The 12,697-nt window shown below is 74.4% G+C and carries 7 protein-coding genes; 4 read left to right on the top strand and 3 right to left on the bottom strand.

Annotation, left to right across the window (positions count from 1 at the left end; genetic code table 11):
* Nucleotides 1–49: 49 nt before the first annotated feature.
* From CFP65_RS39305 to CFP65_RS29940, 3 genes are all read left to right on the top strand, one after another.
* On the top strand, nucleotides 50–4,174 hold the full coding sequence (locus CFP65_RS39305) for a type I polyketide synthase (RefSeq protein ID WP_158702428.1): 4,125 nt from the start codon (nucleotides 50–52) through the stop codon (nucleotides 4,172–4,174).
* A 128-nt stretch (nucleotides 4,175–4,302) separates the two neighbouring features.
* A complete protein-coding gene (locus CFP65_RS29935; RefSeq protein WP_104819111.1) occupies nucleotides 4,303–4,914 on the top strand; it encodes a TetR/AcrR family transcriptional regulator in 612 nt (203 codons plus the stop codon).
* An 80-nt stretch (nucleotides 4,915–4,994) separates the two neighbouring features.
* Nucleotides 4,995–6,329, top strand: coding sequence for an NAD(P)/FAD-dependent oxidoreductase (locus CFP65_RS29940; RefSeq protein WP_168219639.1), 1,335 nt, complete (start codon nucleotides 4,995–4,997; stop codon nucleotides 6,327–6,329).
* Nucleotides 6,330–6,338: 9 nt separating this feature from the next.
* Here CFP65_RS29940 and CFP65_RS29945 read toward each other — a convergent pair whose 3' ends face one another.
* From CFP65_RS29945 to CFP65_RS29955, 3 genes are all read right to left on the bottom strand, one after another.
* Entirely contained in the window at nucleotides 6,339–7,196 is an 858-nt protein-coding gene (locus CFP65_RS29945) for an alpha/beta fold hydrolase (RefSeq protein ID WP_104819112.1), read from the bottom strand.
* 95 nt (nucleotides 7,197–7,291) lie between these two features.
* Nucleotides 7,292–9,862 carry a discoidin domain-containing protein gene (locus tag CFP65_RS29950; protein WP_371682478.1) on the bottom strand — a complete coding sequence of 857 codons (2,571 nt, stop codon included), beginning with the start codon at nucleotides 9,860–9,862 and terminating at the stop codon, nucleotides 7,292–7,294.
* A 157-nt stretch (nucleotides 9,863–10,019) separates the two neighbouring features.
* The gene (locus tag CFP65_RS29955; protein WP_104819113.1) at nucleotides 10,020–11,237 is read right to left on the bottom strand and encodes an ROK family protein; all 1,218 of its coding nucleotides are present in this window, start codon (nucleotides 11,235–11,237) and stop codon (nucleotides 10,020–10,022) included.
* A gap of 142 nt (nucleotides 11,238–11,379) precedes the next feature.
* On the opposite strand from CFP65_RS29955, the gene CFP65_RS29960 reads away from it, so the two are divergent.
* A complete protein-coding gene (locus CFP65_RS29960) occupies nucleotides 11,380–12,696 on the top strand; it encodes a sugar ABC transporter substrate-binding protein (RefSeq protein WP_104819114.1) in 1,317 nt (438 codons plus the stop codon).
* The last annotated feature ends 1 nt before the right edge of the window (nucleotide 12,697 follow it).

Here is a 12,697-nt window from a genome sequence, read left to right on the forward strand (position 1 = left end):
AAGTTGATTTCGGGTGCATCTTTCCGTCCGTCCCGGAGGTGGCCAGTCCATGGAGCACTCAGGCGCGGCCCGTGCCGTCCCCCTGGCGATCATCGGTCTCGGCTGTCGCCTGCCCGGCGCCGACGGCGTGGCCGCGTACTGGGACGCCCTGCTGGCCGGGGCCGACGCCGTGCGGCCGGTGCCGCCCGACCGGTTCGACGTGGCGGCCCACTACGACCCCCGCCCCGGCGTGCCCGGCCGCACCGCCTCCCGGCACGGCGGCTTCCTGGACGGGCTGCACGAGTTCGACGCGGCCTTCTTCGGGATCAGCCCGGCCGAGGCCCGCAGCATGGACCCGCAGCAGCGCCTGCTGCTCCAAGTCGCGTGGGAGACCGTGGAGTCGGCCGGCATCCTGCCCTCCTCGCTGGCCGGCGGGCGGGTCGGGGTCTTCGTCGGCCAGGCCACCGCCGAGTACGGCGCCGACGGCTCGGCGGGTGAGTCCATCCGGGCCGCAGCGGGCAGCCGGCTGCGCGCGGTGACGGCCGGGCGGCTCTCGCACGCGCTCGACCTGCGCGGGCCCAGCGTGGTGGTGGACACCGCCTGCTCCTCCTCGCTGGTCGCCGTCCACCTCGCCCGGCAGAGCCTGCTCACCGGTGAGAGCGACCTGGCCCTGGCCGCCGGGGTCAACGTGATCCTCTCGGCGGCGGACGCCGTCACCTACTCCGGCAGCGGCATGCTCTCGCCCGGCGGCCGCTGCCGCTTCGGCGACCGGGGCGCGGACGGGTTCGTCCGCAGCGAGGGGGTCGCGGCCGTGCTGCTCAAGCGGCTGCCGGACGCACTGCGGGACGACGACCCGATCACCGCCCTGCTGCTCGGCAGCGCCGTGACCAACGACGGGCGGGCCAGCGGGTTGCTGCTCCAGCCCTCGGTGGCGGGGCAGGTACGGATGCTCCGGGACGCCTGGGCCACGGCCGGGGTGGGGCCCGCCGCACTGGACTACCTGGAGGCGCACGGCACCGGCACCTCGGTCGGTGACGAGGTCGAACTCCGGGCACTGCGCGAGGCGTTGGGTGCGGCGCGGGCCCGGGTGCTGCCGGTGGGCTCGGCGAAGAGCAACCTCGGGCACACCGAGGCCGCCGCCGGGCTGGCCGGGCTGGTCAAGGCCGCCCTGGTGGCCCGGCACCGGCTGGTGCCCGCGACCCTCCACCTGACCGACCCGCACCCGCTGCTGGCCGGGCCCGACTCGCCGCTGCGGCCGGTCCGCGCGGTGCAGCGGCTGGAGCCCGCCGGGGCGGCGGCCGTGGTGGGGGTGAGCTCCTTCGGCATCTCGGGCACCAACGCGCACGCGGTGATCGGCGAGTACCGGCCGGAGGTGCACGGGGTGTCGGGTGCGATGGATGCCTCCGGCGGGGCCGTCCCGGCGGGCGGGTCGGGGGTGTCGGCCGGCGTTACTGCGGGTGCCTCCGGCGGGGGTGCTTCGACGGCCGCTTCGGCGGTGTCGTCCGATGGTGCTGCGGGGGGTGTCGGCGGGGCCGTCCCGGTGGCCGGGGCGGGGGTGTCCTCCGGCGGTGTTGCGCGTGCCTCCGGCGGGGGTGCTTCGGCGGCCGCTGCGGCGGTGTCGTCCGATGGTGCTGCGGGGGGTGTCGGCGGGGCCGTCCCGGTGGCCGGGGCGGGGGTGTCCTCCGGCGGTGTTGCGCGTGCCTCCGGCGGGGGTGCTTCGGCGGCCGCTGCGGCGGTGTCGTCCGGCGGAGCTGCGGTGGCTCGGGTGGGTGGGGAGCTGCTGGTGCTGAGCGCTCGGAGCCGGGCGGCGCTGTTGCGGCTCGCCGGGGCGTGTGCCGATCATCTTCTGGGTGCCGGGCGGGAGTTCGAGTTGGGGCGGATCTGTGCGACGGCCGCTTTGCGGCGGGAGGCGCACCCGTGGCGGCTCTGGGTGCGCGGGCGCAGTCACGAGCAGCTGGCCGAGCGGCTGCGGCTGCTCGCGGCGGGGGAGCCGACGCCGGACGGCGGGTACGCGGAGGCCGGGTACGGGGGCGGCCGGCGGGTGGTGTTCGTGCTGCCGGGGCAGGGGGCGCAGTGGCTCGGGATGGGCCGGGGGCTGCTCGCCGCCTCGCCCGCCTTCCGGGCCGCGCTGACCGCCTGCGACCGGGCGGTGCGGGAGGAACTCGGCTGTTCCGTAATGGAGTTGCTGCAGGACGAGAGCCTGGCGGCCTTCCCCGAGCGGGTCTCGGTGGTGCAGCCGGCGCTCTGGGCCGTGCAGGTGGCGCTGGCCGCCGCCTGGGCCGAGCGCGGGGTCAGCCCGGACGGCCACCTCGGGCACAGCATGGGCGAGGTCGCCGCGGCGCAGCTGGCCGGGGCGCTGCCCCTGGCGGACGCCGCCGCGGTGATCTGCCGCCGCAGCCGGCTGATGGAGACCGCCCCGGCCGGCGGCATGCTGGTGGTGGCGCTGGACGCCGGGGCGGCCGAGCGGGCCCTGGCCCCGTACGGCGGCCGGCTCTGCGTGGCCGCGCACAATGCCCCCGGCTCCACCGTGGTGGCGGGCGAACTCGCCGCACTCGACGACCTGGTGGAGCGGCTGACGGCGGGCGGGGTGGGCTGCCACCGGGTGAAGGTGGCCGTCGCCTCGCACTCCCCGCAGATGGACGGCCCCAGCAGTCGGCTGGCCGAGCGGCTGGGCGGGCTCACGGTGCTCGCGCCGACCGGCGGGCTGTACTCCACGGTACGCCAAGCGCCGGTGGTGGAGGCCGAGTTGGACGCCACCTACTGGGCCGCGAACCTGCGCGAGCCGGTCCGCTTCACCGAGAGCGTGCGGGCGCTCGCCGAGCAGGCCGAGACGGTCTTCGTCGAGCTCGGCCCGCACCCGGTGCTGGTGCCCGCGGTGACCGCCACCCTCGCCGCGCACGGTCTGGCGGGCGCCGCGCTGGGCTCGGTCCGGGCCGACCGGGCGGAGCCGGCCGAGCTGACCCGGGCGGTGGGGCGGCTCTTCGCGGCCGGCGGCACAGTGGACTGGACCCGCTGGTACCCGGCCTCCGGGGTGCCGGTGCCGCTGCCCGCCTATCCCTGGGAGCGCACCGTGCACCGGGCCGACACCGCGCACCTGCGCGAGACCGACCTCGCCGGGCTCGGCGCGGCCGGCTGGGCCGGTGGGCTGCGGGTGCGCGGGCTGACGCCGGTGCCCGCGGTGGTGCACCTGGCCACCGTGCTGGACATGGCCCACCGGGTCGCGCCCGAAAAGGAGTTCGCGCTGGAGCGGGTTGAGCTCGGGCCCGGTGCGGTGGACTCGACCGGCGCTGCCCGGCTGCGGATCCGGCTGGACGCGGCACTGCGGCACGCGGTGGTCGAGGCGGACGGAGTGCCGTGCGCGCGGGCGGAGTTGGTGCCGCTCACGGCGCGGCCGGTCGGGGTGGCGGGGGTGCTGGACGAGTCGCTGGCCCGCTGCCGGGAGTACCTGACGGCCGGTGAGTTCGACGCCCTGGCGCTGCGGGCCGGCTTCGAGATCGGGGCGCCGTACCGGGCCGTCCGGCAGGTCTGGCGGCGGGACGGCGAGGCGGTGGCCCGGCTGCGGCGCCCCTCGGCGCCGGCTCCCGCCGTCTGGGAGTCCGGGTTGCTCACCCTGCTCGCGGCCTGGCCGGGTGTGGTCGCGGGCCACCCCGGCCCGGTCGGCTATCTGCCCGAGGGCTTCGAACGGGTCGAGTTGCACGGGGAGTTGACGGAGGAGTACTGGGCGGTGGCAAGCTTCACCCCGGAGCTCGGCCTGCCGCACGGGCGCGGCGACCTGCTGCTGCTGGCCCCGGACGGCGCGCAGCTCGCGGCCTTCCGGGGGATCCGGCTCAGACCGCTCGCCCCGCAGCTCGCCCCGGTCACGGCGCCCGCCGCCGAGTGGCCGAGCGCCTGGCCGGAGCCGGCGGCGGAGCAACGGCGGCCCGAACGGCCCTGGGGGCAGCGGCCGGTGGCCGAGCCGGAGCAGGCCGGGCCGTTGGTGGTGCGGGCGGCCCGGCTGCTCGGGATGCGGGCGGAGGAGGTGGACGACCGGCGGGCGCTGCGCGATCTCGGGCTGGATTCGCTGATGGCGAGCCAGCTGCGGCAGCAGCTCGCGGCGGAGTGCGGGATCGAGGTCGGCGCGCAGCGGCTGCTCGGGCCGGAGAGCCTGGCGAAGCTCCGGCGTGAGCTGGAGGGTCCGGTTCCGCAGCCGGTCTGACGGGGAAGGCATGACTGATCGTCAGGCTCGGTGACGTGACACTGTTTCGACCCTGAAGCATAAATGTACTGTGGTATAAAATCGAACGAGGGAGTTTGGGTACGAGGTAGCGACGGAGAGGGCATCCCATGCAGTCGGCGGCACCCGCGATGGGCCGGAGAGAGCGCAACAAGCAGAAGGTCCAGGAGCGTCTCTACGATTCGGCCCTCGGCCTGATCACCGAGCGGGGTTACGACGGCACCTCGATCGAGGACATCGCCGAGCGCGCCGACGTGGCCCGGGGCACCTTCTTCAACTACTTCCAGCGCAAGGAAGACCTCATCGTCGAGTGGGGCCAGCGCCGCCGGGCCCGGCTCGCGGCCGGGATGCTGGAGGAGGGGGCGCCCGGTCAGGGCGCCGTGGCGCAGCTGGAGCACTGCATGACGGTGCTCGGCGTGCTCAGCGAGAGCGAGCGGGCGGTGACCATCGCGATGCTCACCGCCTGGGTGAAGGCCGGGCGGCCGGTGCTCGAAGAGCCGTACGTGGCCGAGACCTTCGCGCGGATCGTGGCCCTCGGGGTGGCCGGGGGAGAGTTCCAGCCCGGGGTGAGCGCCGAGCAGGTGGGCCACGTGCTGCGCGACCTCTACCTCGGCACGCTCTACCGCTGGTGTCGCCAGGGCGAGCCGGGGGAGCCGGGTGCGCTGGTGGCCGAACTCCACGCGGTGCTGCGGATGGTGATCGAGGGCATCGGCGCGCGCTGAACCCGGTGCGCCCGGCGGGGCTTCGGCGGAGCGTGTGCGGCCGGTTACTCGCCGAGCGGGCCGCTACTACGATGTCGACCATGGTGGATCAGGGGACAGTGTCCGGCCGGGGTACGGCCGTGGTGATCGGTGGTGGACACGCGGGCCTGCTGGCGGCGTGGGCCCTGCGCGGGTACGCCGACGAGGTCGTGGTGGTCGAGCGGGACAGGTATCCGGCCGAGACCGACTTCCGGGCGGGCGTGCCGCAGGGGCGGCACGCGCACCTGCTGCTGGAGGCCGGCCACCGGGCGCTGGAGGAGCAGATGCCCGGCATCCGCGCCGAGTTGGTGGCGGCGGGCGCGGTCTGGATCCACATGGCCGAGGAGCTGCGCTGGCTCAGCCCGGCCGGGTGGATGGCCAAGCACGAGAGCGACCTGCGGCTGCTCTCCGGCACCCGCCCGGTGCTGGAGCGGGCGGTGCTGGAGCGGGTCCGCACCGAGCCGTCGATCCGGATCGAGGAGGGCACCGAGGTGGTCGGCCTGCTCGGCTCGCCGGGCACGGTCACCGGCGTCCGGGTCCGCGAGCGCGGCGAGGGCGGCGAAGTCCGCGAGATCCCGGCCGAGTTGGTGGTGGACGCGAGCGGCCGCTCGACCTCGGTGCCGGGGTGGCTGGCCGAGCTCGGGGTGCCCCCCGTCCCGGAGGAGCGGGTCGATCCGGGCGTCAAGTACGCCAGCCGGCTCTACCAGCGCCCGGCAGGGGCCGAGTTCGACTTCGAGGCGCTCTACGTGCAGGCCAAGGCGCCGGACGTGCCGCAGGTCGGCGTGCTGCTGCCGGTGGAGAACGACCGCTGGATCGTCAGCCTGGGCGGCATGCGCGGCGGCCACCCCGAGGCCGGCGAGGCCGGCTTCCTGCGCCACCTCGACCTGCTGCGCGACTCGCCCATGCGCGAGGCGGTGCTGGCGGCCACCCCGGTCACCGAGGTGCGCGGCTTCCTGCCCGGCCCCGGCGTGTTCCGGCACTACGAACGGTCCGCGCCGGACGGCCTGGTGGTGCTCGGCGACGCCTCCTGCACCTTCAACCCGGTGTACGGGCAGGGCCTCACGGTGGCCGCCTTCGGCGCCGGGGCGCTGCGGGCGGCGGTCGCCCAGTACGGCGGGATCAGCCACCCGGCGGCCCGGGCGGCCCGCAAGGCCGTCGCCCTGGTCAGCAAGGAGCCGTGGGTGATGTCCTCCGGCGAGGACGTGCGGTTCGCCGCCACCACCGGCGGGCCCTCGGGCGTGCTGGTCAAGGTGCAGCACCGGTTCCTGGACCGGGTGTTGCAGCGGGCCACCAAGGACCCGCACATCGCAGCGGTGTTCTACGAGGTGATGTCCCTGGTGACCCCGTCGCAGGTGCTCTTCCGCCCGGCCAACCTGGCTTCGGTGCTCCGCGGTTGAGGCTGCCGGTCAGGTGGCCAGGTGGGCGAGCACGGCCGGCAGGTACCGGTCGTGGTCGCACTCCGGCAGCCAGTGCGAGGCGCCGTCCAGGGCCAGGAAGCGGTACGGGCCTTCGACGTACTTCGCGGTGAGCTCGGCCGCGTCCCGGCCGAGCGCCTGGTCCTCGGTGCCCCAGACGTAGAGGGTGGGCACGGTGACCGGGCCGGCCTCCACCCGCAGGGTGCCCTCGACGGCGCGGTACCAGTTGAGGCCGCCGGTCAGCGCGCCGGCGACCAGCCGCTCGACGTTCCGCGTCACCTGCTCCTCGGGCAGGTGGCCGCGGTAGGCGCCGCGCAGTGCCGCGGCCTCCTCGGCGAGCAGCACCCGCTCGGCCGCGTGGTCCGGGGCGCGGAAGAGCTGTACGTAACGCGAGCGCTCGGCCTGGTCGTTGGCCAGGCCGAGCGCCTCGTGCAGGGCGGCCGGGTGCGGGGTGGAGAGCACCGCGAGGGTGCGCAGCCGCTCCGGGTGCCGGGCGGCCAGCGCCCAGGCGACCAGGCCGCCCCAGTCGTGGGCCAGCAGGTGGAAGCGCTCGGCGCCGAGCGCCTCGGCGAAGCCGAGCACGTCCGCCACCAGCTCGGGCACGGCGTAGGCCGCCACCGGCTCGGGCCGGGCGCCGGGGGAGTAGCCGCGCTGGTCCACGGCCACCGCGTGGTACCCGGCGGCGCCGAGGGCCGGCAGCGCCGGGCCCCAGGAGTCGGCGAACTCGGGGAAGCCGTGCAGCAGCAGCACGAGTTCGCCGGTGCGGGGCCCGGCGGAGTACGCCTGGAAGGCGTGGTCGCCGAGCCTGAGCTCGAACGGGGTGACGGCGGTGTCCCAGCTGTCGGTCAACGGTGGCTCCGGGGTGGTCGGTTCGGGTTCGTCCCGACCACCCTTACCGTCCGCCTCGCGGGTTGGCAATGGCCGGCCCGCGAGGCGGACCCCGGTCAGGGGTAGGAGACCACCGTGGACGGGGTGGTGGAGGTGCCCGAGGTGGCGCCGCCGGTCGAGTTGATCACGTGGTCGTACTGGCCGTTCCCGCCGAGCGAGACCACCAGCAGGTCGTGGAACTTCACGCCGGCGGTGTTCGGCGCCTCGAAGCCGTGGTCCACGTGGATGGTCGGGTCGACGTTGAAGTAGCAGTAACTGCCCAGCCCCCAGCCCTCGTGGGTGCGGACGGTGTCGTCCACCTTGTAGGCCGCCCAGCCCTTGGTGGCGCCGTTCTGCTCGGCGGCCTGGTTCGGGGCGTCGTAGGCGATCTCGTTCTGGAAGAAGATCGTCCGCCCGCGCTCGCCGGACCACTCCACGTCGTACTTCTCGAAGTGCTCGACGAACAGGCCGGTGGCCAGCACGTCGTTGCCGTGCACCACCATCCCGTAGTCGGCCGGGTTGACCGTCCAGCCCACCCCGGTGCCGTGGTCGGCCCGCCAGATCCAGGTGTGGTCCACGATGGTGCTGTTGGCGTTGACCTCCACCGCCGTGCCGGCCACCCCGGCGCCCGCGCCGCCGACCCGGACGAACACGTCCTGCATGCTGGTCGGGTCCGCCGCGTGGTCGGCGGTGGAACCGGCCGGGCCGAGCTGGAGCAGCACCGGTGACTTGACCGGGCCCGCGTCGATCAGCAGGCCGGCGAGCCTGACGCCGTCCACGTCCTCGGTGCGCAGCGCCGTGACGCCGTTGTCGGGCACGATGGTGGCCAGGCCCAGGCCCAGCACCACGGTGTCCGGGCGGGTCACGTCGATGGTCTGGTCCACGTGGTAGACCCCGGGCGTGAAGAGCAGGTTGAGGCCCTGGGCCAGCGCGGCGTTGATGGTCGCGGCGGTGGCGCCGGGCTTGACCACATAGAACTGGCTCAGCGGCAGCGAGCTGCCCGGGGTGGCGCCGTTCGCCCAGGAGGTGCCGACCGCGTCGGTGCGCTTGGCGGGCACGAACACCCGGTAGTTGCCGGCCGGGTCGAGGTAGAGGTAGGGCTTCTCCCGGGAGACCGGGGTGCTGGGCAGCGTGGTGTAGGGCGGGTTGGGGAAGCTCTGCGCGGGCGCGCCCTGGACACCGGAGAAGGTCTGGTTCCAGACGCCGTTGCTGAACCCGCCGATCGCACTGTCCCGGGTGTACCACTGCTGCTGCGAGTAGTTGCCCACCTGGCCGTCGACCTTGGAGTCGGCGATGTACCCGCCGCTGGCCCAACCGTAGCCGTTGGGTGCCAGGTTGAGGCCGCCCTTGATGTGCATCCGGCGCAGCGGCGCGGCCTGGGCCACCGCCCAGCGGTCGGTGCCGCTGACCGGGTTGAGTGCGAGGTTCTCGGCGGAGCGCCAGAAGTTCTGGGTGGCGTTGCCGTTGAACCAGCCCGCGTCCACGGTCAGGTCGCCGTTGATCAGGGTGTCGTCGGGGTTGAGGCCGAGGCCCGCCACGGAGGTGTAGAAGCCGATCTGCGCGTTCAACCCGCCGTTGTAGGTGCCGGGTTTGAAGAGCAGCGCGTACCGGTCGGTGCCGAACTGGTTGGTCTCCTGCTTGGCGAAGACCGCGTCCACCTTCGACTGGATGTCCGTCATCGACGGGTCGAAGACCAGCACGTTCGGCCCGAGGTCGCCGCCGCCCTGGACCGGCGGTACCCCGCCGTCGGTGGTGTGCACCGCGAACTCCCAGAGGGAGTAGCCGTAGGCGGTGCCCCGGGCGGTGCCGTTCATCCGGACGTAGCGGCCGGTGCCGTTGACGTTGAGGGTCTCGGTGCCGCCGGTGCCGGTGGTGGTGGAGTAGATCGTGGTCCAGGTGGCGCCGTCGGAGGAGGTCTGGATCTGGTAGGACTTCCCGTATGCCGCCTCCCAGTTGAGCACCACCTGGCAGAGCTGGCGGCTGCTGCCGAGGTCCACCTGGAGCCACTGCGGGTCGCCGAAGGCGGAGGACCAGCGGGTGGCGGTGTCGCCGTCCACGGCCGCGCTCGCCGGGGTGTTGGCGTTCTCGGCGGAGGAGGCGGTGGCCGCCTTGCCCTGGGCGGCGTTCGCGGTGCCGCAGGTGGCGGCGGCCGGGGTGCCGTAGACCTGGAACTCCCAGAGGGAGTAGCCGTAGGCGGTGCCCCGGGCGGTGCCGTTCATCCGGACGTAGCGGCCGGTGCCGTTGACGTTGAGGGTCTCGGTGCCGCCGGTGCCGGTGGTGGTGGAGTAGATCGTGGTCCAGGTGGCGCCGTCCGGGGAGGTCTGGATCTGGTACGACTTCCCGTACGCCGCCTCCCAGTTGAGCACCACCTTGTCGATCGCGGCGCTCGCACCGAGGTCCACCTGGAGCCACTGGGCGTCGCTGAAGGTGGAGGACCAGCGGGTGCCGGTGTCGCCGTCCACGGCCTCGGCCGCCGCCGTGGTGGCGTTCTCGGCGGAGGAGGCGGTGGCCGCCTTGCCCTGGGAGAGCAGGGCGTCGGTGGCGGCCTGGGCGCTGACCTGGGGCAGCGTCAGGCCGCCGAGCGAGAGGGCGGCCACGCCGAGCAGGGTGGCCAGGGTGGAGCGGGGGCGTGCTGAAGTGAGCCTCACGGGCTGCTCCTGCGGGTGGGGGTGGTGGGGGACGGGGCACGGGCCGAGGGGCCGGCGGAGGGTTCCCCGTCCGGAGTCTCCGGGCTGGCGCGGGGGAGCGTCAACCCTTCGGTACCGACTTTCTTCACACCGTGAACTCGCCCGCGCGGCGCAGGGATCAGCGCGGGCGGGGGTCGCCGCCGGAGTCGAGGAAGTGGGAGAGGGGGAGGGTGGCGGCGCCGACGGTGACCGCGTCGGGGCCGAGGGTGCCGAGGGTGATGGTGGTCTGGGCGTGCGGGAAGTGCAGGGCGTAGTCGGCGGCGGCGCGGCGGATGCCGGGCAGCAGGCGGGGCCCGAGCAGCAGGCCGGCCCAGCCGCCGATCACGATCCGCTCGGGGTTGAAGAGGTTGACCAGGTCGGCGATGGCGGAGCCGAAGTACTCGGCGGCCTCGTCCAGCAGCTCGCCGGTGGCCGGGTCGCCCGCCTCGGCGGCGGCGAGCAGGGCGGCCAGGCCCGCCTTCTCGCTGGCCCCGGCGGGGGCGCGGCCCCAGCGCTCCAGCAGGGCCTCGGCGCCGACGTAGGCCTCCAGGCAGCCGCGCGAGCCGCAGCGGCAGCGCCGCCCGCCCACGTGCACCCGGGTGTGGCCCCACTCGCCCGCGCTGCTGGTGGCGCCCCGGAAGCGGGCGCCGTCCACGATCACGCAGGCCCCCACGCCGGAGCCGAAGAGCGCGATCACGGCGTGCCGGGCGCCGCGCCCGGCGCCGTACCACATCTCGGCCTGCCCGAGCGTCTTGGCGCCGTTGTCCACGTAGAGCGGCAGCGCGGTGCCGGCCCGGAGCAGCTTGCCGAGCGGCACGGCGTCCCAGCCGATGGTCTGGCTGTGCACGGTGATCCCGAGGCCGTCGTCGACCGGGGCACCCTGCTCGACGATGCCGGGCACCCCGACCCCGACCCCGAGCACGCTGGCCGGGTCGGCCCCGGTGCGGTGCAGCACCTCGGCCACCCCGCCGAGCACCAGCTCGACCACGTGCGCCACGTCGTGCCCGCAGTCGGTCAACGGGTGGTCGCTGGCGGCCAGTTCGGTCAGCGCGAGGTCGAAGAGGGCGACCCGCACCTGGGTCTCGCCCACGTCCACCCCGATCAGGTGGGCCGCTCCGGGCGGCACCCGGAGCAGGATGCGCGGCCGGCCGCCCTCGGACTCGACGGAGCCGCACTCCTCCAGCAGCCCGTCGGCGAGCAGCTCGGCGGTGACGTTGCTGATCGAGCCCGCGCTGAGCCCGGTGGCCGGGCCGAGCTCCTGGCGGCTGATCGGCCCGTCGAAGTACACCCGGCGCAGCAGGATCGCTCTGCTGCCCCGGCGCAGGTCACGCACGGTCTGCTTGCCCGGTGCTGTCATGGGTCATCCCTCCTGGCTCGAATCTATCGCTGCGTGAACTCTTGACGCCACCATTTCGGCCCAGTTAGATCACGCCGTGAAGTAAGCCCCTGAGCTCGACAGTCGTCCCCGCCACGCCGTCCAGTCACAGAGAGGCCCGGCCATGCGCGCCAGCCGTACCGTTCACCCCCTCGCCGCCACCGCCCTCACCGCCGCCCTGGCCCTGGCCGCCACGGGCTGCGGCGGCGGCACCTCGGGCTCCGCCTCCGGCAGCCCCACCACGCTCACCTACTGGGCCTCCAACCAGGGCACCAGCCTCGAGAACGACAAGCAGGTGCTGGAGCCCGAGCTGAAGAAGTTCGAGCAGCAGACCGGCATCAAGGTCTCCCTCGAAGTCATCCCGTGGTCCGACCTGCTCAACCGGATCCTCGCCGCCACCGCCTCCGGCCAGGGCCCGGACGTGCTCAACATCGGCAACACCTGGTCGGCCTCGCTCCAGGCCACCGGCGCTCTGCTGCCCTTCGACGCGGACGCCTTCGGCAGGATCGGCGGCAAGGACCGCTTCCTGCCCGCCACCCTCGCCTCGGCCGGTGCGGCCGGCCAGGACCCGGCCGCGGTGCCGCTCTACTCGATGGCCTACGGCCTCTACTACAACAAGAAGCTCTTCCAGGCCGCCGGCCTGGACCACCCGCCGGCCACCTGGGAGGAGCTGGTCGCCGACGGCAAGAAGCTCACCACCGGCGGGCACTACGGCATCGCGGTGGAGGGCGGCAACGTCTCGGAGAACGTCCACCACGCCTTCACCCTCGGGCAGCAGCACGGCGCCGAGTTCTTCGACGCCTCTGGCAGGCCGCAGTTCGACAGCCCGGCCGCCGTCACCGCCGTGAAGACCTACGTGGACCTGATCGCCGGCGACAGGATCGCCGCCCCGGGCAACGCCGAGTACGCCAACAACCAGTCCGTCACCGACTTCGCCAGTGGCAAGGCCGCGATGCTGATGTGGCAGGCGGCCGGCGCCAACCTCAAGTCGCACGGCATGGCCGCGGAGGACTACGGCGTCGCCCCGGTGCCCGCCCCCGCCGGGGCCACCGGGGCCGCGCAGACCAGCTCGATGGTGGCCGGGATCAACCTCGCCGTCTTCAAGAACACCCACAACAAGGACGGCGCGCTGAAGTTCGTGCAGTTCATGACCAGTGCCGCCGAGCAGACCCAGCTCAACAAGAGCTACGGCTCCATCCCGCCGGTCAGCGACGCCCAGGGAGATCCGGCCTTCGCCACCCCCGAGTTGAAGACCCTCTCGGAGGTGCTCGCGCACCGCGCCCGGCCCCTGCCGCAGGTGGCCGCCGAGAGCCAGTTCGAGACCCTGGTCGGCACCGCCGTGAAGAACCTGTTCGCGGCGGCCGCCGCCGGCCAGCCGGTCACCGAGGCCACCGTCAAGGCCGAACTGGCCAAGGCCCAGCAGCAGATGCCGGCCAGCTGAG

Source organism: Kitasatospora sp. MMS16-BH015 (assembly GCF_002943525.1).
Classification (GTDB): domain Bacteria; phylum Actinomycetota; class Actinomycetes; order Streptomycetales; family Streptomycetaceae; genus Kitasatospora.